Source organism: Micromonospora sp. NPDC049275 (assembly GCF_043197115.1).
Taxonomy (GTDB): Bacteria; Actinomycetota; Actinomycetes; order Mycobacteriales; family Micromonosporaceae; genus Micromonospora.
Genome location: NZ_JBICSN010000003.1, coordinates 226,275 through 249,222, shown reverse-complemented (window position 1 = coordinate 249,222; position 22,948 = coordinate 226,275). Strand labels below are relative to the sequence as shown.

General features: G+C 72.2%; 22 protein-coding genes and 1 pseudogene. 9 read left to right on the top strand and 14 right to left on the bottom strand.

Features of this window, described 5'->3' with window-relative positions; all coding sequences use genetic code 11:
- Positions 1 to 17: 17 nt before the first annotated feature.
- From ACGFIE_RS11680 to mca, 4 genes are all read right to left on the bottom strand, one after another.
- Positions 18 to 902 carry a hypothetical protein gene (locus tag ACGFIE_RS11680; protein ID WP_393293624.1) on the bottom strand — a complete coding sequence of 295 codons (885 nt, stop codon included), beginning with the start codon at positions 900 to 902 and terminating at the stop codon, positions 18 to 20.
- Positions 903 to 1,067: 165 nt separating this feature from the next.
- Complete coding sequence (locus ACGFIE_RS11675; RefSeq protein ID WP_393294633.1) at positions 1,068 to 3,548, bottom strand: putative bifunctional diguanylate cyclase/phosphodiesterase; 2,481 nt, start codon at positions 3,546 to 3,548, stop codon at positions 1,068 to 1,070.
- A gap of 230 nt (positions 3,549 to 3,778) precedes the next feature.
- Positions 3,779 to 4,072: a hypothetical protein gene (locus tag ACGFIE_RS11670; protein ID WP_393293622.1), complete on the bottom strand. Its 294-nt coding sequence runs from the start codon at positions 4,070 to 4,072 to the stop codon at positions 3,779 to 3,781.
- Positions 4,073 to 4,121: 49 nt separating this feature from the next.
- A complete protein-coding gene (mca, locus tag ACGFIE_RS11665) occupies positions 4,122 to 5,003 on the bottom strand; it encodes a mycothiol conjugate amidase Mca (RefSeq protein WP_363678616.1) in 882 nt (293 codons plus the stop codon).
- A 199-nt stretch (positions 5,004 to 5,202) separates the two neighbouring features.
- Here mca and ACGFIE_RS11660 point away from each other — a divergent pair, with 199 nt between their 5' ends.
- Positions 5,203 to 5,643, top strand: a complete 441-nt coding sequence (locus tag ACGFIE_RS11660) for a DUF4307 domain-containing protein (protein ID WP_393293619.1) — start codon at positions 5,203 to 5,205, stop codon at positions 5,641 to 5,643.
- Positions 5,644 to 5,810: 167 nt separating this feature from the next.
- Entirely contained in the window at positions 5,811 to 6,308 is a 498-nt protein-coding gene (gene greA / locus ACGFIE_RS11655) for a transcription elongation factor GreA (protein WP_266248993.1), read from the top strand.
- 111 nt (positions 6,309 to 6,419) lie between these two features.
- Here the strand turns inward: greA and ilvA are convergent, their stop codons facing one another.
- The 5 genes from ilvA to ACGFIE_RS11630 all read right to left on the bottom strand — a co-directional run bounded on the left by ilvA (position 6,420) and on the right by ACGFIE_RS11630 (position 12,452).
- On the bottom strand, positions 6,420 to 7,640 hold the full coding sequence (gene ilvA, locus ACGFIE_RS11650) for a threonine ammonia-lyase (protein ID WP_363678612.1): 1,221 nt from the start codon (positions 7,638 to 7,640) through the stop codon (positions 6,420 to 6,422).
- A gap of 123 nt (positions 7,641 to 7,763) precedes the next feature.
- Positions 7,764 to 8,678, bottom strand: coding sequence for a DUF4328 domain-containing protein (locus ACGFIE_RS11645; protein WP_393293617.1), 915 nt, complete (start codon positions 8,676 to 8,678; stop codon positions 7,764 to 7,766).
- Between the two features lie 46 nt (positions 8,679 to 8,724).
- The gene (locus ACGFIE_RS11640) at positions 8,725 to 10,134 is read right to left on the bottom strand and encodes an amidase (protein ID WP_393293614.1); all 1,410 of its coding nucleotides are present in this window, start codon (positions 10,132 to 10,134) and stop codon (positions 8,725 to 8,727) included.
- 12 nt (positions 10,135 to 10,146) lie between these two features.
- A complete protein-coding gene (locus tag ACGFIE_RS11635) occupies positions 10,147 to 11,289 on the bottom strand; it encodes a cystathionine gamma-synthase (protein ID WP_393293612.1) in 1,143 nt (380 codons plus the stop codon).
- A gap of 113 nt (positions 11,290 to 11,402) precedes the next feature.
- Positions 11,403 to 12,452, bottom strand: coding sequence for a hypothetical protein (locus ACGFIE_RS11630; protein WP_393293610.1), 1,050 nt, complete (start codon positions 12,450 to 12,452; stop codon positions 11,403 to 11,405).
- 103 nt (positions 12,453 to 12,555) lie between these two features.
- Here ACGFIE_RS11630 and ACGFIE_RS11625 point away from each other — a divergent pair, with 103 nt between their 5' ends.
- From ACGFIE_RS11625 to ACGFIE_RS11610, 4 genes are all read left to right on the top strand, one after another.
- Positions 12,556 to 12,987 (top strand): HIT family protein, encoded by a 432-nt coding sequence (locus ACGFIE_RS11625; protein ID WP_393293608.1) that lies wholly within the window; start codon positions 12,556 to 12,558, stop codon positions 12,985 to 12,987.
- 64 nt (positions 12,988 to 13,051) lie between these two features.
- Positions 13,052 to 13,714, top strand: a complete 663-nt coding sequence (gene msrA / locus ACGFIE_RS11620) for a peptide-methionine (S)-S-oxide reductase MsrA (RefSeq protein ID WP_393293606.1) — start codon at positions 13,052 to 13,054, stop codon at positions 13,712 to 13,714.
- A gap of 367 nt (positions 13,715 to 14,081) precedes the next feature.
- Entirely contained in the window at positions 14,082 to 15,011 is a 930-nt protein-coding gene (locus ACGFIE_RS11615) for a ribonuclease Z (RefSeq protein WP_393293604.1), read from the top strand.
- The gene (locus ACGFIE_RS11610) at positions 15,008 to 15,517 is read left to right on the top strand and encodes a GNAT family N-acetyltransferase (RefSeq protein ID WP_393293602.1); all 510 of its coding nucleotides are present in this window, start codon (positions 15,008 to 15,010) and stop codon (positions 15,515 to 15,517) included. Before ACGFIE_RS11615 ends, ACGFIE_RS11610 begins: the two co-directional genes overlap by 4 nt.
- Positions 15,518 to 15,546: 29 nt before the next feature.
- Here the strand turns inward: ACGFIE_RS11610 and ACGFIE_RS11605 are convergent, their stop codons facing one another.
- On the bottom strand, positions 15,547 to 16,917 hold the full coding sequence (locus ACGFIE_RS11605) for a cystathionine beta-synthase (protein WP_363678594.1): 1,371 nt from the start codon (positions 16,915 to 16,917) through the stop codon (positions 15,547 to 15,549).
- Positions 16,918 to 16,990: 73 nt separating this feature from the next.
- The gene (locus ACGFIE_RS11600) at positions 16,991 to 17,347 is read right to left on the bottom strand and encodes a YkvA family protein (RefSeq protein ID WP_393293599.1); all 357 of its coding nucleotides are present in this window, start codon (positions 17,345 to 17,347) and stop codon (positions 16,991 to 16,993) included.
- A 150-nt stretch (positions 17,348 to 17,497) separates the two neighbouring features.
- Here ACGFIE_RS11600 and ACGFIE_RS11595 point away from each other — a divergent pair.
- The 3 genes and pseudogenes from ACGFIE_RS11595 to ACGFIE_RS11585 form a co-directional block, all read left to right on the top strand.
- Positions 17,498 to 18,564: pseudogene (locus tag ACGFIE_RS11595) on the top strand (SGNH/GDSL hydrolase family protein); the annotation flags it as partial.
- Positions 18,547 to 19,359, top strand: coding sequence for an SGNH/GDSL hydrolase family protein (locus ACGFIE_RS11590; protein WP_393294631.1), 813 nt, complete (start codon positions 18,547 to 18,549; stop codon positions 19,357 to 19,359). The pseudogene ACGFIE_RS11595 and the gene ACGFIE_RS11590, both read left to right, overlap by 18 nt.
- A gap of 78 nt (positions 19,360 to 19,437) precedes the next feature.
- Positions 19,438 to 20,700, top strand: a complete 1,263-nt coding sequence (locus ACGFIE_RS11585) for an acetyl-CoA C-acetyltransferase (protein ID WP_393293597.1) — start codon at positions 19,438 to 19,440, stop codon at positions 20,698 to 20,700.
- Between the two features lie 13 nt (positions 20,701 to 20,713).
- Here ACGFIE_RS11585 and ACGFIE_RS11580 read toward each other — a convergent pair whose 3' ends face one another.
- From ACGFIE_RS11580 to ACGFIE_RS11570, 3 genes are all read right to left on the bottom strand, one after another.
- Positions 20,714 to 21,034: a hypothetical protein gene (locus ACGFIE_RS11580; protein ID WP_393293595.1), complete on the bottom strand. Its 321-nt coding sequence runs from the start codon at positions 21,032 to 21,034 to the stop codon at positions 20,714 to 20,716.
- A gap of 140 nt (positions 21,035 to 21,174) precedes the next feature.
- Positions 21,175 to 21,933, bottom strand: a complete 759-nt coding sequence (locus ACGFIE_RS11575) for a Bax inhibitor-1/YccA family protein (protein WP_393293592.1) — start codon at positions 21,931 to 21,933, stop codon at positions 21,175 to 21,177.
- Positions 21,934 to 22,070: 137 nt separating this feature from the next.
- A complete protein-coding gene (locus tag ACGFIE_RS11570) occupies positions 22,071 to 22,886 on the bottom strand; it encodes a Bax inhibitor-1/YccA family protein (RefSeq protein ID WP_393293590.1) in 816 nt (271 codons plus the stop codon).
- Positions 22,887 to 22,948: the final 62 nt, after the last annotated feature.

Here is a 22,948-nt window from a genome sequence, read left to right as displayed (position 1 = left end):
CCCGGGCCGGGTGCGCCTCAGCCTCGCCGCACCGCCACCCGCGCGGTGGTCTCGTCACTGACGAAGACGTTGTACGTGGTGTCGTAGGAACTGGCGTTCGCCGAGACCTCGACGTCGCCCTTGCGGAACGGGGTTTCGCTGAACGACTGCGAACTCGACGTCCAGGCGATCGGGGCGCCCGGGGTGCAGGCAACCTCCGCCCGGACGTTGCCCTCGGCGCGTCTGCCGGGCCACGTCTGGGTCAGGCCACCCTCGACGTAGACGGTGGCGGGCGCGGTACAGGTGACAGTGCCGCCGACCGTCACCTCGCCGGTCGCGGCGTCGATGGTGCCCGCGCGGGCCACGGCCACGCCGACGGCGAGCACCGGCGGCGCGGGCGGGTTGGCCACGTGCACCTCGCCCCGGGCCGAGCCCGTTGAGTAGTTGCAGCGCTGCTCGAACGTGGCGTCGAACCGCTCCAGATATCCGTGCGGGCCCCAGGAGATGTCGGTGACGGTGAAGGAGCCGGTCTGCCCGTACGGACAGATCCGGTCGTGACCGGCCAGTGCGATGCCGGGCAGCGGGCTCTCGTAGAGGTACTCGGTGGCGCCGGTGTAGGTGCCCACGGTCAGCGGCTGGCCGACCGGCGCGCTCAGGTCGAGCATCCAGGGCCCGGCTGGCGGGTCGAAGACCTGGACGGTGAGGTGGTTCTCGGTGCCCCAGACGTTGAAGCCGTCGCCCGCGGCGGTGGAGAACGACGCGCCGTCGCCCTGGCTGATCGGATCGTCCGCGTCGCCGGTGACCGTCAGCGAGGCGGACTCGGGCGCGGCCTGTGCGGGTGACGTGACCGCCAGGGCGCCGAGCGTCGCGGCGGTCAGTGCGAGCGCCGCCGCGAGCACGGGACGTTTCCGGAAAAGTCGCATGCTGCCCCTTCGGCAGGTGGATGGGACGGCCCCGCAGCCTGGTAGATCCACGAGGCTCAATCGACTGTAGAGCCTTCCGCGGCGATCGAATGCCCCGTCCGACATCGAGCACGGCAGGCGGGTGAGGCCGCGCGAGCGTTCCGGAGGCGCTGCTGGCGCGGTCGGTCAGGAGGCGCCGTCGGCGCGCAGGCGGAAGACGTTCGACTCGGCCGAATCGCGCAGCGACCCGAGCACCGCACCGATCTTGTCCGCCGGCATCGGCTTGAAGAAGTGGTAGCCCTGCGCGGACGTGCAGCCGAGCTCAGCCAGGGCCAGTCGCTGCTCGGCCGTCTCCACGCCCTCGGCGACCACCCGCAGCCCCAGCTCATGGGCGAGCCCCACGGTGGTCCGGACGATCGCCGCAGCCTCCGGAGAGTCGGCCATCCGGATCACGAACGAGCGGTCCACCTTCAACTCGTCCACGGCGATCCGGGTGAGGAAGGTCAACGAGGAGAAACCGGTGCCGAAGTCGTCCACCGCGAGCTGCACACCCATCGACCGGAGCTTGGCGAGCACCTCGTCGATGATCTCCAGCTCGCTCATCACCACAGTCTCGGTGATCTCCAGGACCAGCCGGTGCGGTGGCACCTGGTGTCGACGCAGCGCGTCGGCGATCTCCGCCGGCAGCCGCGGGTCGAGCAGGCTGCGCGCCGAGAGGTTGACCGAGATCGGGACGTCCAGCCCGTCGCGGGCCCAGCCGGCAGCCACGCCGAGCGCCTTGTCCAGCACGTAGCGGGTGAACGTGCCGAGTTGCTCGCTGTTCTCCACCGGGCGGATGAAGTCGGCCGGGCTCAGCCAGCCGCGCCGGGGATGCTGCCAGCGGATCAACGCCTCCACACCGGTGGGTGCGCCGGTGGCCAGGTCGACCGCCGGCTGCAACGCCAGCACCAACTGGTCGTCCACCTTCAGCGCCTCACGCAGCTCGGCCAGCAGAGCCAACTGGTCGGTGCTGGCCGCGTCCCGGGTGCTGTCGTACGCGGCGACGCTGCCGCCGCCCTCCTTGGCCTGGTACATCGCGATGTCCGCGCGGCGCAGCAGCTCGGTCAGGTCGGCGGTGCCGGCGTCGGCGACCACCACCCCCACGGAGACCTCGATGGACATCCGCACCCCGGCCACCTCGGTCGGTGCGGCCAGCCGCTCGGCGATCTCACGAGCCTGCCGCAGCGCGTGCGCCATCGGCGCGGCCCGATCGCCGAGCACGGGGACCGAGGTGAGCAGCAGCGCGAACTCGTCGCCTCCGAGTCGGCCGAGCAGGTCACCGGGCCGGGCCAGCGCGCTGAGCCGGTTGGCGGTGAGCCGCAGCAACTGGTCGCCGGCCGCGTGCCCGAGAGTGTCGTTGACTTCCTTGAACTGGTTGATGTCGAGCAGCAGCAGCGCAACCGGGTGATCGTGGGCGAGCTGCCGCAGCGACTGGTCGCCCTTGCCGAGCATCGCCGTGCGGTTCGCCAGACCGGTGAGCGGGTCGTGCACCGCCTCGTACGACGATCGGGCGGTGACCAGCCGCAGTTCACGATGGGTCGCGGCGTCGTGCAGGGCCGCGGCGAGCGCATCGCCGAACGCCGCCACCGCGTCCCGTTCCCTCATCGCGGGTGGAGCGGAGCGGGGGAACCGGACCCGTAGCTGGCCGACCGGCGCGGCGCCCACCGACAGGGGCCGCACCAACTCGTACTCGTCGGGCTCGGACCGGTCCGGAGGGCTCACCTCCCGGTCGAGCAGCTGACCGCCGGCGTCCCCCCGGTAGCGGCGCCACCTGCCGTCGGCCCGGGCCACGTCCACGTCCACCAGTTCGGCGTTGAACAGCGCCAGCGCGCCGGTCACCGCCGCGCTGGCCACGCCCCGCTCGTCGAGCTGGTTGAGGGCCGCGGTGGCCTCGGCGAAGGCACGCCACGTACGGCGTTCCTGGTCCGCGCGCAGCCGGTAGCGGTAGGTCTGTTGCAGCAGCCAGAGCAACGGCGGGAGCAGCAGCAACCAGCGCGGATCCAGCTCCAGCAACGCGATCACGACCAGGCCGACCGCCACGTTACCCACGAACATCAGCAGCTTGCTGCGCAGCGCGGCGAGCAGCGGCGGCCCGATGGGCAGCCCGTGTCGCAGCCCCAGCGTCACCCCACCGAGCCAGGCGGTCACCAGGAGGTAGGTCACCGAACCGGCGATCACGGCCAGCGCCAACATCGGTGTCGGCGCGGTGAGCAGTGGGTGCCCCAGGGCGGTGGTCACGGACACGGCCAGCGCGGACGCGGCAGTCAGCGACGCGGCGATCCGGACGATCTCCAGCGGCGGACGGCGGTCACTGTGCAGCGACAGCGCCGTCCAGGCCAGCCCGGTGCCGAGCAGTGTGGCCGACGGCAGCCAGCCGGCCGGCGCGAGATAGAGGCAGACGATCAGGGCCGCCTCGCCCCAGGTGATGCTGACCATCCCGGCGGAGCTGCGGAAGCGGAGCCGGGCGAGTTGGGCCACGGCGAGGACGGCTACGGCGATGCCGAAGCGGGCCGGACCACCGAGAGGATCGTCGGACGGCAGCCCGGTCGGAAGGGTCAGACCGACCACGGCGGCGACGAGAGCCGTCACCGTCACCGCAGCCGTCAGCACGAGCAGCCGGGCAGGCATGCCGTGGACCCCGAGCCGGTCGAACGGGTCGCCGGCCGGGCGGGAGCTCATCGACCTCCCCCGTCAGCCGACCGGCCAACGGTACGGCGGGCGGCCGGTGCTGTGACAGTCATCGGCGCCCCCTTCCGCGCACGGCTCGGGGACTTTTGGTCCCCCCGGCGGAAGGCTAAGCCAAACCGGGTGGTCGCAACAGGGGTCCACCACCCGGTTCGGCGTGAATCATGCCCGGACTACCCGTTCCGCTGCTGCTGGTGCCCGTTGGGAGCGGGCGTGGATGAATCATGCGCGCTGATCCCGTCTGTCGGATCGACGACTGAAGCGTCGGTCCTGGTCGCATCGACCGACCGCCCCGGCTGGGGGAACCGGTCGGGCAGACGCCGCAGTCGGGCGTTCATGTTGCGGATCAGCAGGATGGTCGCGGCGGCCAACAGCAGGATGAGGAAGAGACCCATCGGCCCGGCCAGGCCACCCGTGCGGGTGTCCCCGAAGTTGTTCTCCGCGAGCACCTGTGCAGCGGTCAGCATGGCGTTCCTCCGATGTGCGATTACCTACCACAGTAGCCCCGGCCGGGTATCAGCCGGCGTGCGCCGTCTCCCGCACTCCGGCAAAGAGGTCGGACTCGGGCAGCGGGCTGTCCACCACGGTGCGCGCCAACTCGAAATCCTCCGTCGGCCACGCACGCTGCTGCAGCTCCATGGGCACGTGGAACCAGAAGCCGTCCGGGTCGACCTGGGTGGCGTGGGCGCGCAACGCGTCGTCACGGACGGGGAAGTATTCGGCGCAGTCCACCCGGGTGGTGATGCGAGGGCCCTTGTCCGGACGCTCGTCCCAGCGCTTGAGCCACTCCTCGTACGGCGACTCACCGCCGGTGGCGAGCATGGCCTCGTGCAGGGCCATGATCTTGGCCTTGGAGAAGCCGATGTCGTAGTAGAGCTTCAGCGGCTGCCAGGGGGCACCCAGCTCCGGGTAGCGCTCCGGGTCACCGGCGGCCTCGAACGCGGCCACGCTCACCCGGTGGCACATGATGTGGTCCGGGTGCGGGTAGCCACCCTCCTCGTCGTACGTGGTCACCACGTGCGGACGGAACTCACGCATCAGGCGCACCAGCGGGCCGGCCGCCACCTCGACGTCCTGGAGAGCGAAGCAGCCCTCGGGCAGCGGCGGCAGCGGGTCACCCTCGGGCAGGCCGGAGTCGACGAACCCGAGCCAGGCCTGGTCGACGCCGAGGATCGCCCGGGCGGCGTCCATCTCGGCGCGTCGGATGTCCGCGATGTTGGCCCAGACGTCGGGCCGGTCGAGCTTGGGGTTGAGCACGCTGCCGCGCTCACCGCCGGTGCACGTCACCACCAGCACGTCCACCCCCTGGGCGACGTACTTCGCCATCGTCGCCGCACCCTTGCTCGACTCGTCGTCCGGGTGCGCGTGGACGGCCATGAGACGCAGCTGCTCTGCCAACTTCGGCGCTCCTCGTCTGTGCCGGACGGTAGACCCGACCGGGCTCGACCGGCTGACCTGCCGGGACCCTCCGCACCCCGCCGCCGGTCGGCACCACGGGGGCCCGACCTGCCATTCCTGCCGTTTGGCCGGGCTGGGAGGATGGACTCCTGCCATTCTTGCCGATGCCGCCGACAACAACGCCAGGAGATACCCGCCGGTGACCGAGACGCACGCCACAATTTCACCGGGCACGCCGGTTTTCCCGGCCGGGCGCTACGGCCGACGCCGGGCACCCGGCGGAAGCCGCCGCCGTACGCTGCTGGCCGCGCTGGTGCTCCTGGTGCTGGTGGCGGTGCTGAGCCTAATCTCGTTGCGGCTCTACCGGCAGTACGGCGACCCGGTCTACGACGCCCAGGTGATCACGTACACCGACATCACGGACAGTCAGGTGGTTGTCGACTTCCGGGTGACCGTGCCGCCGGGCGGATCGGCGGTCTGTGTGCTGCGCGCCCGGGACCGCGCCGGCGTCGAGGTGGCCCGTACGGAGATCACGGTGACCGCCGCACCCGGCGACCGGCACGTCGCCACCCGGCACCGGCTGAGCACCTCCGCCCGACCGTTCATCGGCGAGGTGCTGCGCTGCCGGCCTCCCGCCTGAGCTGCGGACACGTCACCCCGTAACGCCCTCGGGCAACCCGTCCCGACGGGTCTACCGCCCGTGCCGGATCCGGACACCGGCGGTGATCGCCGACACGCTGTGTCGTACCGCACTGGTAACTTGGTAGTTCACCTGTCAGCCAGCACGCACAACCGAGGAGAACGCCTGTGTCCACTGGCAACGAGGCGCCCGCCACCTGGCTGTCCCAGGACGCGTACGACCGCCTCCAGGCCGAGCTCGACGAGCACATCGCCAACCGTCCGGCGATCGCAGCCGAGATCAACGCCCGCCGCGAGGAGGGCGACCTGCGCGAGAACGGTGGCTACCACGCCGCCCGCGAGGAGCAGGGCAAGGCCGAGGGTCGCATCCGCTACCTGCAGGAGCTGCTGCGCACCGCCAAGGTTGGCGAGGCCCCGACGGCCGACGCGGTGTCGCCCGGCATGGTCGTGACGATCTACTTCGACGACGACGCCGACGACACCGAGACCTTCCTGCTCGGCTCGCGGGAGATCGCCGCCACCACCGACCTCACCGTCTACAGCCCCGAGTCGGCGCTCGGCAAGGCGATCCTGGGTGGTCGCGCCGGGCAGACCTGCACCTACACGGCACCGAGCGGCGCCGACATCAAGGTGACAGTGGTCAGCTTCGAGCCCTTCTCCGGCTGAGAGCCACGCGGCCCCGCACCACCGTCGCCGATCCCACCGGGCACCAGCGCCCCGAGGGCGCCTGAGCGCCGACCGAGGCGTGCCGCCGCCGAGGTGTGACACACGTCGGTGTCACGCCTCGGCGGCGAAGACCACCTGGTAACCACTGGCGCGCAGCGCGCTGATCAGCGTGTCGGAGTGCTCCACGCCGCGGGTCTCCACCGACAGGGCCACCTCCACCTCGCCGAGGCTCAGGTGCGGGTTGGCCCGCTGGTGTTCCACGTCCACCACGTTGGCGCGGTGCTCGGCGATCTGGCTCAGCAACGAGGCGAGCTGCCCGGGCCGGTCGGAGCACCGCACCGTGACCCGTAGGTATCGTCCGGCGGCCGCCAGACCGTGCTCGATCACCCGCAGCATCAGCAGGGGGTCGATGTTGCCGCCGGAGAGCACCGCGACCACTGGCGTCTCCACCTCCACCACCCCGGCCAGCAGCGCCGCGACGCCTACCGCTCCGGCCGGCTCGACGACCTGCTTGCCGCGTTCCAGGAGCATCAGCAGGGCCCGCGAGATGTCCTCCTCGGTGACCGTGACGATCTCGTCGACGAGCTTGCGGACGTGGTTGAAGGTGATCTCCCCCGGCCGCCCGACCGCGATGCCGTCCGCGATGGTGGCGAACGCCGGCAGCCGGACCGGTTCCCCGGCCACCAGGGAGGGCGGGAAGGCCGCCGCGCCGGCCGCCTGCACACCGATGATGCGTACGTCCGGCCGCAGTGCCTTGGCGGCCACCGCCATGCCCGAGATCAGGCCGCCGCCGCCCACGCCGGTGATGATCGTCCGCACGTCCGGGCACTGTTCGAGAATCTCCAACGCCACAGTGCCCTGCCCCGCGATCACGTCCGGGTGGTCGAACGGGTGGATGAGCACCGCGCCGGTGCGCTCGGCGTACGTCTGCGCGGCCACCAGCGACTCGTCCACCGTGTTGCCGGCCAGCTCGACCTGCGCGCCGTAACCCTTGGTGGCGGCGACCTTCGGCAGCGGCGCGTTTACCGGCATGAAGACAGTCGCGTGCGTGCCGACCAGACCGGCGGCGAGGGCCACACCCTGCGCGTGGTTACCGGCGCTCGCCGCGACCACGCCGCGTTCGCGCTCGGCCGCCGAGAGCCGGGAGATCCGCACGTACGCGCCCCGCACCTTGTACGAGCCGGCGCGCTGCACGTTCTCGCACTTGAGCCAGGTCGGTCCGCCCAGTGCCGCGCTCAGTGGCCGGGAGGGCTCCAGCGGGGTGGTCCGGACGACGTCGGCGAGTAGCTTCCGCGCAGCCCGTACGTCGTCGAGGCCGACCAGTTCCGTCATGCCCCGATCGTGCCACCCGGCCCCGGTGCCCCCTGCGGCGACACCGGGTTGATCCACTCGACATTCCCGACGTCGCGGTATCAACCGCGCCCCGACACCACAACATCGGCGCCCCGGAGTCGATCACGAGTTGGGCGTGGCCCCCGGCGCCCCCTCCGAGGCAGGCTGCGCCGCCGGGGCCGGGGCGGCGGAAACCGCCGGAACGGCCGGGGCCGCCGGCCACGCCTGGGCCGGCCAGACCGGGGCGCCCGGCCACATCGGGGCGGTCGGCCATACCGGGGCGGCGCGGGCGATCCGGGCCTCCTGCGCGGCGGAGATCCGGTGGATCAGCAGGATCAGCGTCACCGCGGAGACCGCGCAGGCCACCGCCGGCAGGGCGTTGCGGAGCAGGGAGTCGCCGTAGTAGTCGACGTACGCCTGGTAGCCGACGTCGTTGAACGGGGTCTCCGGCAACCTGTCGTACGCCTTCTCGTCGGCGCGACTGGTCAGTCGCCCGCCGACGCTGAACACCAGCCAGGCGCACCACCAGACGACCACGAGGGACGGCGTGAACCGCCGCCAGAGGCTGTCCCGCGCCACGCCCGCCACCACCCGGGCCGGCACCACGAAGTTCGCGAAGGGCACCAGCCAGCCGGCGATCGCCCAGCCGGCCCCGAGCGTCGGCAGCGCGCCCGGGAAGGCGTCGGTGTTCTTCCGGGCCCGCCACGTCCAGATGATCACCAGCACGGCTGCGGTGAGGTGCGCCACCACCATGGGCAGCGCCAACAGCCCTCCGACGACGGCCGCGCCGAGCAGCAGGTCCGTGTCGTCGTTGGCCATGGCCTGACGGGCCATGACGATGCCGATCAGCGGGGACAGCGACACCACCACGTAGAACACGGCTGTCGCGCCGACGGCGACGTTTGCGGCCAGGCCGATCCCACGGACGCGGTAGGTCGGCAACCCCGGCGTGACGGCGGGCTGCCCCAGCGGCGTGTGGCAGCGCTGGCAGTCGTTGTGCTCGGTGGACGTGGCGTCCCCGCAGGTCTGGCAGCGCATGGGTGTCCTTCGGGTCCGCGCGACGGTGCGCGCACACGTTAGACGATCATGCGACGGCCGGCGACCCCGTGCCGACGAGGGGGTAACCGGGGGCGTGCCGCGGCCACGGGGCGGCCATCTCGAACTGACCGGCCACGCCGAGCAGCAGCAGTTCCGAGCCGGGCGGACCGACGATCTGCACGGCGACCGGCAGGCCGTCCGGTCGACGGCCCACCGGCACCACGATCGCGGGCAGGCCGGCAATGTTCCACGGCGCGGCGTACGGGGCGTACCGGATGTTTGCCGACATGTTCGCCCGCCAGGACCGCTCGGACCAGCGTCCGGCCTCCGGCGGGGCGCTGGCCAGCGCGGGGGTGAGCAGCAGGTCGACGGAGTGGTCGGTGAAGAAGTCGACCGACCGCTGCCGCCAGGCGGCCCGGTCGGCCTCCCGGACGTAGCCTCTGCGCTGCGCCCACTCGCCCAGCGCGACATGCCGCCGGGTACGACGCTGCAGGCCACGGCGGTCCAACCCGGCGGCCCGGACGTCGGCGGCGGCAGCGGCGAACCAGGTCGCGATGCCCTGCAGGCCCAGGGCCGTGGGGTAGACCGGATCGGCCGGCACGGTGTCGTGCCCCGCGGCGGCGAGCAGCCGGCCGGCGGTGGCCACCGCGTCCCGGTTGGGCGCGTCCGGGGAGACGCCGCGCACCGGCGAGCGCAGTGAGACGCCCACCCGCAGCCGCTGCGGCGGGACCAGCTTCTCCGCTCGCCGGCCGGCGAGCACCGAGAAGCCGACTGCCGCGTCCGCGACGGTGCTGGTGAGCATGCCGTGCTCGGTGAGGCCGAACCAGTCGTCCGCGCCGAGCTGGCAGGGCACCACGCCCCGACCGGGCTTGAGACCGACCAGGCCGCAGCAGGCGGCCGGGATGCGGATCGAGCCGAGCCCGTCGTTGGCGTGCGCGATCGGCACCAGACCGGCGGCGACCGCGGCGGCGGCGCCGCCCGAGGAGCCACCGGGGGTACGCGTGTTGTCCCACGGGTTGCGGGTGACCGCGCTGTCGTCGTCGGTGAGCGCCCACAGCCCCAGCTCCGGCATGCGGGTGACCCCGAGGATCACCGCGCCGGCGCCGCGCAGCCGGCGGACCACCTCGTGGTCGGCCTCCGCGACGTCGGTGCGTACGGCTGCCGACCCGTTCCAGGTGGGCAGCCCGGCGACCGGGGTGTTCTCCTTGACCGCCACCGGCACCCCGGCCAGGGGGAGGTTGGCAAGGTCTTCCTGCTCGTCGACCTTCTCGGCCTCGGTGATCGCCTCGCCGCCGCGAACGGCGCGGAACGCGGCCAGCTCGCGGTCGGCCGAGGCGATGTACTCCAGGTGGTCGGCGACGACCTGGGTGGCCGAGACGTCACCCCGGCGTACGCCCCGGGCGATCTGCTTGGCGGTCGCCCCGACCCAGGTCGCCATGATGTCCTGCACGGCCATCCTCCCCAGCGGTCAGCCGAGCGCCTGCTCCAGATCGGCGAGCAGGTCGTCGACCGTCTCGATGCCGACAGACAGTCGCACGAGATCGCCGGGAACTTCAAGCGGCGAGCCGGCAGCACTTGCGTGTGTCATGCGGCCGGGGTGTTCGATCAGGGATTCCACGCCGCCCAGCGACTCGGCGAGCACGAAGAGCTTGGTGCGGTTGCAGATCTCCACGGCGTGGTCCTCGCCGCCGGCGGCCCGGAACGAGATCATGCCGCCGAACCGGCGCATCTGCTTGGCGGCGACCTCGTGACCGGGGTGCGAGGGGAGCCCGGGGTAGAGCACCTCGGCCACCTTGGCGTGCCCGTCGAGGTACGCGGCGAGCCGCTCGGCGTTGTCGCAGTGCCGATCCATCCGTACGCCGAGGGTCTTGATGCCGCGCAGCGTGAGCCAGGCGTCGAACGGGCCGTTGATCGCGCCCATCGCGTTCTGGTGGTAGCGCAGCTCCTCGCCGAGCGCGGCGTCGGCGACGACGAGCGCGCCGCCCACCACGTCGGAGTGCCCGCCGATGTACTTGGTGGTGGAGTGCACCACCACGTCCGCGCCGTACGCGATCGGCTGCTGCAGGTACGGCGAGGCGAAGGTGTTGTCGACCACCAGCAGCGCGCCGGCGTCGTGCGCCACACCGGCCAGGGCGGCGATGTCGGCGATGCCGAGCAGCGGGTTGGTCGGCGTCTCCACCCAGATGATCTTCGTCCGGCCGGGCTGCACGGCGGCCCGGACGGCGGCCACGTCGGAGACCTTGGCCGGGCTGAACTCCAGGCCCCAGCGCTGGGCCACCCGGGCGAAGAGCCGGTAGGTGCCCCCGTACGCGTCGTCCGGGATGATCACGTGGTCGCCCGGCTGGCAGACGGCCCGCAGCAGGGTGTCCTCCGCGGCCAGCCCGCTGGCGAAGGCGAGGCCCACCGGCCCGCCCTCCAGCGCGGCCAGGCACTCCTGGAGGGCGTCGCGGGTCGGGTTGCCGGAGCGGCTGTACTCGTAGCCGAGCCGGGGCGCACCGACGGCGTCCTGCGCGTACGTGCTGGTCTGGTAGATCGGCGGGATCACCGCGCCGGTGCGGGCCTCAGGGTCCTGACCGGCGTGGATGGCGAGCGTCTCGAAGCCGTGACTCATTCTGGTGAGGCTAGTGCCCCGACGGAGGAGGCTGGAACCGAACCCGCGCTCCCGGGCGGGGCCGGACCGTCTGGCCCGGCCCCGCACACGCCGACGATCCGCCGGCGGGCCGGTCAGCCGGCCGGAACGGGCAGGACGTGCAGGGTGACGGGGCTGCTCCCGGTCCAGTCGTAGGACACCGCGTAGACCCGGGCTCCGTTGGGCGCCCAGGCCAGCGCGCCAGGACTGAGCTCGTCGTTCAGTTCGAAGTGGGCCAGCTCGGTGCCGTCGGCCCGAAAGAGGAACACGTCCGGGTCATAGGAGGCGTCCGCTCCGCCGGCGATCTTGGTGCCGTCGCGGGACACCTCCACCGCGCTCGGGTACGCACCGGTGTCGTAGGTCGCCGACGGGGTGCTGATGTCGGCGAACGGGAACGCCTGCACCTTGTACGGGGAGCCGGAAGCGGTGAAGACGGTGGTGCCGGTGGGGTCGAGCGCAATGTCTCGCAGGTTGCTGCCGACCGCCATGAAGTCGTTCTCCCGGGGCGCGCTCAGTGCGCCCCCGGCGCCGATCGTGTACGCGTACACCGACGCGGGACTCAACCCGGACTGCCCGGCCAGCAACACCGAACGGTTCTGGCTGGCGGCGGTCAGCAGCGGAGCGCCGTAGAAGTCCTGGCCGGTGGCCACCCCGGTGGTCACCAGGGCCGGCTGGCGTCCCAGGTCGATCCGGCCGATGTTGCCGCCCCACTGGTCACAGCCGTAGCCGAACCACAGGTAGCGCCCGGTCAACGCGAGCGACGACGGGCACTCGCCCGCGCCGGTGTCGTACCGGGCCGACTCGACAAGCGTGCCGGTGTTGAAGGCGGCGATGGCGTTGGCGCTGGGCAGCGCCACGTAGAGGGTCTGCCGATCGGCACTGAGCAGCAGGTCGGTGGGGCCGGGCAGGCCGGACAGGGTGCCGACCACCGCACCCGTCGCGTTGGCCACCACGACGTCGGTGGAGGAACGGCCTCCACTGACGAAGACCCGGTCACCGGCGGACACCACGTCGGACACCGCCGGCAACGACAGCGGGGTGGCAGTCGGCGCGGCGGCGGCCTGGGCGGCTCCCGGGATCGTGGCGGCGAGCAGCCCGGCGGTCAGTACCGCCAACGCCAGGGTCGTGCCTCTTCTGATGCGCAAGGTGCGTCCTTCCCCCCATATGATTCAGACCCGTAAATGACTACCACAGTCGATGGATGCACGGGGGGCGCGTCCCGCAGGGCCAACCGCATAGCCTGGGGCGATGAGCGGGTGCGTGTTCTGCGGGATCGTGTCGGGTGACGTGCCGGCGTTCCGGGTCGCGGACGAACCGGACGGGGTGGCGTTCCTGGACACCCGTCCGGTGTTCAAGGGGCACGTGCTGGTGGTGCCTCGTGTGCACCTGGTGACCCTCGCCGAGCTTCCGGCCGACCTGCTGCCCGGCTACTTCGCGCTGGTCCAGCGGCTCGCGGTGGCGGTCGAGGCCGCTCTGGGGGCGGGTGGGACGTTCGTGGCGATGAACAACAAGGTGTCCCAGTCCGTCCCGCATCTGCACACCCACGTGGTGCCGCGTACCAAGGGCGACGGGCTGCGGGGCTTCTTCTGGCCGCGCACCCGGTACACCGACGACAGCGAGGCGCAGACCTACGCCGATCGGATCGCCGCCGCCCGTGACGGGGGGCCTGAGTCGCAGTGACGCGGGTAAGGAAGGAAGACCTACCGGTGTTACACGCTGGGAGAGGTACGAGAGGAGTCCCACCGTGTTCCTGCGCCGTATGAACGCCGAGATGATTTCGCCCGAGCAGGCCCTGCCGGGCCGGCAGATAGCCATGCCTGTCGCCGACCGCCACGAGGTGCTGGGCACCCCGCTGAAGGGCCCGTTCCCGGAGGGCCTCCAGGTCGCCGTCTTCGGCATGGGCTGTTTCTGGGGCGCCGAGCGGCTGTTCTGGACGCTGCCCGGCGTCTACACCACCTCCGCCGGCTACGCGGGCGGAATCACCAAGAACCCGACGTACGAGGAGACGTGTTCCGGCCGGACCGGGCACGCCGAGGTCGTCCAGGTGGTGTACGACCCCAGCAAGATCACGTATGAGGACCTGCTGAAGGTCTTCTGGGAGAACCACGACCCGACCCAGGGCATGCGCCAGGGCAACGACGTGGGCACCCAGTACCGGTCGGCGATCTACACGACCACCGATGAGCAGCGGACCATCGCGGAGTCGTCCCGGGACGCGTTCCAGCCGATCGTGAGCCGGGCCGGCAAGGGTGAGATCACCACCGAGATCGCCCCGCTCGGCAGCTACTACTTCGCCGAGGACTACCACCAGCAGTACCTGGCCCCGACCAAGAACCCGAACGGGTACTGCAACCACGGCCCGAACGGGCTGAGCTGCCCGGTGGGCGTGGCCCGCACCGCCGGCTGACCTCCGCCACCCGTACGACCGCGATGCCCGGCTGCCGATGAGGTGGCCGGGCATTCCCGTTTGGCCCTGTGATCGAAATCCGTTGCAGAGCCCGGCGAGAACTCGATAACGTGGCCGTACACGTGAAAGGAGGTGGTCCAGACTTGTATAGCAATCGGACTCGTGAGGTGGCTGTCAGCTAGCCGCTGTCCTCGACAGTGATCCGTCCGCCGCGAGGCGGGCAACCAGTACGACCGTCGAGACCGTGTGGCAGCGGTGCGGCGAATCCACGACAGCCACCCGACCCCCGGGGTGCCGGCCAAGTCCAGCCGGCCCGCGCACATGCGCGGAGCGCCCCGGGGGTCGCTCCATATCCGGAGGACCGGCGATGTCCATGCGCGAGCTGGTGGTGCTCGGGACGGCCAGCCAGGCCCCGACCCGGCAGCGCAACCACAACGGGTACGTGCTGCGCTGGGACGACGAGGTGATCCTCTTCGACCCGGGTGAGGGCAGTCAGCGGCAGCTTCTGCACACCACTGTCACCGCCACCGACCTGACCCGGATCTGCGTCACGCACTTCCACGGCGACCACTGCCTCGGCCTGCCCGGCACCATCCAGCGCCTCTCGCTGGACCGGGTGCCGCACCCGGTCGCCGTGCACTTCCCGGCGGGCGGCGGCGAGTACTTCGCCCGCCTGCGGCACGCCACCTCCTTCTACGAGACGGCCGAGCTGGCGGTCACCCCGATCGAGACCGACGGTCAGCGGATCGCCCTGAGCAGCGGCACGCTTGAGGCCCGTCGGCTGCGACACCCGATCGAGACGTACGGCTATCGGTTGGTCGAGCCGGACGGCTGCCGGATGCTGCCGGAGAAGCTGGCCGCGTACGGCATCGCCGGTCCGGCGGTCGGCGAGCTGATCCGCGTCGGGCACCTGGACCTCGACGGGCGTCGCGTCACCCGCGACGAGGTGAGCGTGCCCCGGCCGGGGCAGCGGTTCGCGTTCGTGATGGACACCGGGCTCTGCGACGGCGTGTACGCCCTTGCCGAGCACGCCGACCTGCTGGTCATCGAGTCGACGTTCCTGGAGTCGGAGGCCGCGCTCGCCGCCGAGGTCGGCCACCTGACCGCGGCGCAGGCCGCGCGGGTGGCTACCGAATCGGGGGTACGTACGCTGGTGCTCACGCACTTCTCGCAGCGCTATCCCGACCCCCGCCGGTTCCTCGACGAGGCGCGCGCACACTTCGACGGCGACCTGGTCATCGCCGAGGACCTGACCACCGTGCAGGTCCCGCCGCGCCGGGTAGCCTCGGCCGGGTGACCGTCACGCTCCGCCCCGCGACCGGTGACGACCTGATGGCGGTGGGCGCCATGCATCAGCGCTCCCGGGTCGCCGCGTACTCCGCCTTCCTGCCGCCCGAGGCCCTGGACGACCCCACGCCGGAGGCCATGGGGCGGTACTGGGCCGAACGGTGGCAGTGGGAGCGGGACACCCACCGGCTGACCGTCGCCGAGCGCGCGGGAGCGCTGGTCGGGTTCAGTTACGTGGGCCCGGACGACGAGGACGACCCCGCGACCGGGCTGCTCAACGCGATCCACCTGGAACCGGCCGAGCAGGGTCGGGGCACCGGCCGCCTGTTGATGGTGGACGCCCTGGACGCCATGCGCGCCCGGGGTTGGCGTCGTGCGGTGCTCTGGGTGCTACGGAACAACTTTCACGCTCGCGCCTTCTACGAGCGTGGCGGCTGGACGTCGACGGGTGTGGAGCGCGAGGAGCACATCGGCACGGCCCTCACCCCCCAGGTCCGCTACACCCGCCCCCTCTGAAGAGCCTCGCGCATCCGCCCCTGCACCACCTAGTGGGCGCCCAGGTGGGCCAGGAGGTCCTGGCGGGTGAGGACGCCCTTGGGCTTGCCGTCCACCAGCACCAGCGCGGCGTCGGACTTCTCCAGTAGGCCGACGGCCTCGCTCACCGGCTGGCCGCCACCGATCATCGGCAACGGGTCGCCCATGTGCCGCTCGATGGTGTCGTGCAGGTGGGCCTGACCGGTGAACAGCGCGTCGAGCAGGTCCCGCTCGGCGATCGAGCCGGCGACCTCACCGGTCACCACCGGCGGCTCGGCCTTGAGCACCGGCAACTGCGAGACGCCGTACTCGCGCATGTAGTCGATCGCGTCGCGGACCGTCTCGGTCGGGTGCACGTGCACCAGCTCGGGCAGGCCGCCCGGCTTGCTGGCCAACGCGTCGGCCACCGTCGGCTCGGCGCCGGAGTTGTCCAGGAAGCCGTACCGGGCCATCCACGAGTCGTTGAAGATCTTCGAGAGGTAACCCCGGCCGCCGTCGGGCAGCAGCACCACCACGACGTCGTCCGGGCCGGCCTTGCGGGCCACCTCCAGCGCGGCGACCACTGCCATCCCACAGGAGCCGCCGACCAGCAGGCCCTCCTCGCGGGCCAACCGCCGGGTCATCTCGAACGACGCCTTGTCGGAGACCTCGACGATCTCGTCGGCCACACCCCTGTCGTACGTCTCGGGCCAGAAGTCCTCGCCGACGCCCTCGACCAGGTACGGCCGACCGGTGCCGCCGGAGTAGACCGAGCCCTCCGGGTCGGCCCCGATGATCTTCACCCGGCCCTCGGACGCCTCCTTGAGGTACCGGCCGATGCCGGAGATCGTCCCGCCGGTGCCGACGCCCGTCACGAAGTGCGTGAGCCCGCCCTCGGTCTGCTTCCACAGCTCCGGGCCGGTCGTCTCGTAGTGCGAACGCGGGTTCGCCGGGTTGCTGTACTGGTCGGGCTTCCACGCGCCGGGAATCTCGCGGGTCAGCCGGTCGGAGACGTTGTAGTACGAGCGCGGGTCCTCCGGCGCGACAGCGGTCGGGCAGACCACCACCTCGGCGCCGTACGCCCGCAGCACGTCCTGCTTGTCCTGGCTGACCTTGTCGGGGCAGACGAAGACGCACTTGTAGCCCTTGAGCTGGGCCACCAGGGCCAGCCCGACGCCGGTGTTGCCGCTGGTCGGCTCGACGATGGTGCCACCGGGCTTGAGCAGGCCGGCGGCCTCGGCGTCCTCGACCATGCGCAGCGCGATCCGGTCCTTCACCGAGCCGCCCGGGTTCAGGTACTCCACCTTGGCGAGCACGGTGGCCTGGATGCCCTCGGTGACGTTTCGCAGGCGGACCAGCGGCGTGTTGCCGATCATGTCGACGACGTTGTCGTAGTACTGCACTGTGTGCCCTTCGTCGCGGCGCCGGCAACGGCGGCCGGGCAGAACGTATCCTCGCCGACCAGCGTACGTGCCGTCAGGGCACCAGCCCCCCGGGGATGACCGAGCTGCGTCGGGCCTCCCACTCGAGGAAACGGTCGGTCTCGGCGAGCACGCTGCCGGCCAGCCAGGTGATCATCACCGCGTCGTCGGCCAGCCCGAAGATCGCCAGCGGGATCTCCGGCAGCACGTCGATGGGCGAGACGATGTACGCCGTGGCCGCGGTCATCAGGGCCAGCCGCAGGCCACCGTCGTACTCCCCGCGGGTCGTGGCGCGGATCATCCGGGGCAGCGCCGCCAGTCGGGTGCCCAGCGAGGGCCCGCCGCGCGCCCCCGCCACCAGCGCCCGCGCCAGGGCCGTGAACGCCGCGCTGCGCTTCAGTGTCTTCCCCATCGTCGCGCTCCTCTCCGCCGGATCAGCGTGGCGGGTCGGCGCAAGTCGGCCGGCCTCCACCGCAGAAGTACCCCGTCGCGTCGGTTTCCAGGCACTCCCGAGCCGGGACGACGACAGCGGTGTGTCGGGCCGGCGCGATAATGTCGGCATATGGGGGTGGCTGGTTCTGTCGTACCCGTTGGTCCGCGCTGGCGGCACGCCTGGCGGATCGCCCGGCTGGCGGCCATCGGGACGGGCGCCACCGCGGCGGCCGCGATGGCGACCGGCGGGGTGCTGCTCGGCCAGGCCCGTCAGGCCCGGCGCACCATCCCGATGGCCGAGGCCCCGCCGCCACGCTGCGACGGGATGTACGGCGCGAAGTTCCCCGGCCCCCCGCTCACCATGGTCGTGCTCGGCGACTCGTCGGCGGCCGGCTACGGGGTGCACCGCCGCCGGGAGACACCCGGAGCGCTGCTGGCCACCGGGCTGTCCCGGCGGCTGCACCGGCCGGTCCAGGTGCGCCGCTTCGCGGTGGTCGGCGCCATCTCCGCGGCGCTCCGGCACCAGGTGGAGGCGGCGCTGGAGTGCGCGCCCGACATCGCGGTGATCCTGATCGGCGGCAACGACATCACCAACCGCACCCCGCGCGGCCTGGCGGTGCGCTACCTGGTCGAGGCGGTCCGCGCGCTGCGCGACGCCGGCTGCGAGGTGGTCGTCGGCACCTGCCCCGACCTCGGCGCGATCCGGCCGATCCAACCACCGCTGCGCTGGCTGGCGCACCGGTGGAGTCGCCAGCTCGCCGCCGCCCAGACGGTGGCGGTGGTCGAGGCGGGCGGCTGGACGGTGTCCCTCGGCGACCTGCTCGGCCCACGGTTCGCCGCCGAACCGCACCGGATGTTCGCCTGGGACCGGTTCCACCCCTCCGCCGAGGGGTACGCGATGGCCGCCGCCGCGCTGCTGCCGACCATGCTCTCCGCGCTCGGCGCGGGACCGGAACGACGGGCCACACCGGCGCGGGGCGAGGGCGTACGGTCGCTGCCACAGGCCGCGCAGGAGGCGGCCCGGCACGCCGGCACCGAGGTCAGCGGCACCCAGGTCCGGGGCCGCGACCGAGGGCCGGCCGGCCGGTGGGCGCAGCTGCGTCGCCGGGCGTTCTTCGGTGTCAACGCGGTGCCGCAGCCCGGCCCCGCGACGGACACCTCGACAGTGGAGGGACTGGCATGAACGAGCGCAGCGAGCGAGGCGTGACCGCCGGTCTCCCCGGCCGACTGGGTCGGGCGGCGGCGTTCTCGCTGCTCGCCGGCACTGTGGGCGGCGCCGCCGTACTGGCCGGCGAGGCGTTCGTCGCGCGGCACAGGCGCTACGCGGAGCCGGAGCTGGGGCTGGCGTTGCGGGCCACCATCGGTCGGGCCGACGCCGCGCCGCTGCGGCTGGTGCTGCTCGGTGACTCCTCGGCGCTGGGCGTGGGCGTCGACCGCCTCGAGGACACCATCGGTGGACAGTTGGCCCATCTGCTCGCCGAGGGCCCGACCGGCCGGCGGGTGCACCTGTCCAGCGTCGGCGTCTCCGGGTCCCGCTCGACGGACCTCGCCACCCAGGTCGCCCGGGCCCTGCTCGGCGAGCGGCCCGACGTGGCGCTGATCCTGATCGGCGCGAACGACGCCACCGGGCTGCGCCGGCCCGCCGACGCGTCGGCCTACCTCGCGGCGGCGGTGCACCGGCTGCGGGAGGCACGCGTCGAGGTGGTGGTGGGCACCTGCCCCGACCTCGGTGCCGTACGCGCCATCGCGCCACCGCTGCGTCAGCTGGTCGGCTGGTCCGGGCGGCGGATCGCCCGCGCGCAGACCACTGCGGTGCTGGAGGCGGGCGGCGCGGTGGTCGACCTGGCCACCGAGACCGGGCCGGTCTTCCGGGCCGACGCGGGGACGCTCTGCCACGACGGCTTCCACCCCTCGGCCGACGGCTACCGGGTGTGGGCGCACGCCCTGCTGCCGGCCGTCGTGGCCGCCGCGGCGGTGGCCTCCCGGCGCTAGAGCACACCCGGCCGGGGTGACATTTCCCGCCGCGCCCACTTCTTCCGCGTCATGTTACCGGCGGGTTAACGTTGGCTCATGCCGATTGAGTCGTCCCGCGACGCCGTCATCGTCGCTACCGCCCGCTCCCCCATCGGCCGGGCGCACAAGGGGTCCCTGCGCGATGTCCGCTCCGACGACCTCGCCGCGACAATCGTCCAGGCCGCCCTGGACAAGATCCCCCAACTCGACCCGACCACCATCGACGACATCTACCTCGGGTGCGGCCTGCCCGGCGGTGAGCAGGGCTTCAACATGGCCCGCGTGGTGGCCACCCTGCTCGGGCTGGACACCGTTCCCGGCGCCACGCTGACCCGGTACTGCGCCTCCTCGTTGCAGACCACCCGGATGGCCCTGCACGCCATCCGCGCCGGAGAGGGCGACGTGTTCGTCTCCGCCGGCGTGGAGATGGTGTCCCGCTACGCCCGCGGCAGCTCCGACGGTCTGCCACCGGAGGCGCAGGCGCTTGTCGGCGGCAGGTGGGAGAACCCGCGCTTCGCGGCGGCCGCCGAGCGCTCGAAGCGCCGCGCGCAGGGCGGCGCCGAGGTGTGGACCGACCCACGCGAGGCCGGCGACCTGCCGGACATCTACCTGACCATGGGGCAGACCGCGGAGAACCTGGCCCAGGTGTACGACGTCACCCGCGCCGACATGGACGAGTTCGGCGTACGCAGTCAGAACCTCGCCGAGAAGGCCATCGCCGACGGCTTCTGGGCCCGGGAGATCACAGCGGTCACCACGCCGGACGGCACCGTGGTGAGCACCGACGACGGCCCCCGCGCGGGCGTCACCCTGGACGCGGTCGCCGGCCTGAAGCCGGTGTTCCGCCCGGACGGCCGGATCACCGCCGGCAACTGCTGCCCCCTCAACGACGGCGCCGCCGCCGTCGTGGTGATGAGCGCCCAGCGGGCCGAGGAACTGGGCCTGACCCCGCTGGCCCGGATCGTCTCCACGGGCGTGACCGCGTTGTCGCCGGAGATCATGGGCCTCGGACCGGTCGAGGCGTCCCGGCAGGCGCTGAAGCGGGCCGGCATGACCATCGACGACGTCGACCTCGTCGAGATCAACGAGGCGTTCGCCGCGCAGGTCATCCCCTCCTACCGGCAGTTGGGCATCCCGGAGGAGAAGCTGAACGTCATGGGCGGCGCGATCGCGGTCGGCCACCCGTTCGGCATGACCGGCGCCCGGATCACCGGCACCCTGCTCAACGCGCTGGAGTGGCACGACAAGACCATCGGTCTGGAGACGATGTGCGTCGGCGGCGGCCAGGGCATGGCCATGGTGCTGGAGCGGCTGAACTGAGCCGAGGCCGGCCCTAGAGCGCGCCGCGGGTCGCCGTCACCTCGGCGGCGGCCCGCGCCAGCACCTGGGCGTCGGCCCTGGCGGCCAGCAGGTCGGCCGTCACCACCCGCACCTGGTCGGGCAGCGCCAGGTCGTTGTCCAGCCGGGGCACCGTCCGGCGGGGCTGCCCCTCGGCGTCGGCGGCCAGATTGGCGATCTCCTGCACCAACCTGTGCACCAGGTCGGCTCGGGGCACGTTGCCGGTTGTCGCGGCCGCCGCCCAGCGCGGCTGCTCCCAGTGCCCGACCTGGCGGACCAGCAACTGCACGGTCCGCTCCAACTCTGCTGCGCTCATCGCCGCCGAGTCTACGGCCGGCCCGTGCGTCGCCCGAGATCGACTCGACTTCCCGGAAACCGGGGCATCACCGTGACCCGGACACCCCGACATCAGGAAAACCGAGTCGATCATGCCGCCGGGCCCGGGGGCCGGGCCGGTCAGCGGCGGAGGTAGCTGAGCAGCCGCAGCAGTTGCCAGTAGAGGAAGACCAGGCCGGTGACCAGGCCGAACGCGCTCAGCCACGCGTACCGGCGGGGTCGGCCGTCGCGCACCGAGCGTTCGACGAGGTCGAAGTCGAGGATGAAGCTGAACGCACCGGCGATGATCGCAACGACCGAGAAGGCGTACGGCAGCCAGCCGACCTCCCCGCTGACGCTGTAGACCTCCAACCCCGGCCGCCCGGAGATGAGGTACGACACCAGGTTGACCACGCTGAGCACGGCGATGCCGAGCAGCGTGCCGATCACCAGTCGCGCCAGCCGGGGCGTCGCCCGGATCACCCGTGCCCGGTACAGCGCCGCCATGCCGAGGAAGACGCCGAAGGTGCCGGCCACCGCCTGCACCACGATCCCCGGGTAGACCTGCTCGAAGGCCCGGCTGGCCACCCCCAGCAGCAGCCCCTGGAGCAACGCGTAACCGACGATCGGCACCGGGTTGGTGATCCCCCGCAGCGAGATGACCAGAACCAGCACGATCGAGGCCAGGGCGCAGCCGGCCAGCGCGGCCCCGAGCCACACCGCGTCGGGCACCACCGCCCAGGACACCGCCGCGGCCACCCCGGTGAGCAGGAGCAACCCGACGGTACGCAGCACCACGTCGTCGACCGTCATCGGCTCGACGTCGCGGGAGCTGACCACCCGGGACTCCAACCGACCGGTCTCGTCCAGCCGGTTGAGCACCGGGTTGTTGCTGCGCACCGTCGCCTCCTTCGCCCGCGTACCCCCCGCAGTCACTCTGCCCCGCCCGGCCCGGCGGCGGCGGTGAAACGGCGCGGACGACGGCGCCCGCCCCCACGACAGCGGGGGCGGGCGCCGGTCGGACGGGACGGACGAGGTCAGTCGTCGCCCTGGAAGTAGCTCAGCAGGCGCAGGATCTCGATGTAGAGCCAGACCAGGCTGACCAGGATGCCGAACGCGGCCACCCAGGAGTAGCGCTGGGGCAGGCCCATCCGGACGCCGTCCTCGATCTCCTTGAAGCTGAGCACGAAGCTCAGCGAGGCGACCACGATGCAGACGAGGCTGAAGCCGATGGCCAGCGGGCTGCCGTCACGCAGGCCCGTGTTGACGCCGAACAGCGCCAGCACCAGGTTGATCAGCATGACGGCCGCCAGGCCGACGATCGACGCGCTCACGACCTTCACGAAGACCGGAGTGGCCCGGATGATCTTCGCCTTGTAGATCATGGTCATCAGGAAGAAGATGCCGAAGCTCGCCACGGCGGCCTGGAGCACGATGCCGTCGTAGGCCGACTCGAACGCCTTGCTGACCATGCCGACGAAGACACCCTCGACGACCGCGTACGCGATCACGAGCGCCGGGTTCGCCATCCGGGAGAACGAGATGATCAAGCCGAGGACGAGGCCGACCACCGCCGCGCCGATCCAGGCGGTGCCGACCAGCGCGTCGGGCACGAGCGCCCAGGCAGCCGCGGCGGTGATGCCGAGGATGCCGAGCAACGCGACCGTCTTGACGACCACGTCGTCGACGGTCATGGGCGCCACGGCGGGCGGCGCGGCCGGGTAGCCGGCCTGGGACGGGTACTGCTGGGGAATGCCGGGCTGTCCGTACGGCCCGGCCGGGGCGTACCCGGCGGAGCGCTCCCGCTCGGCCGCCTGGCCGAGCCGGGCGAGCACCGGGTTCGAGGTCTTCACTGTCTGGCCTCCCTCAGGGGGTCGTTTGCACGTGAACGTGCACCCCAAGAGTAAACTGCCCG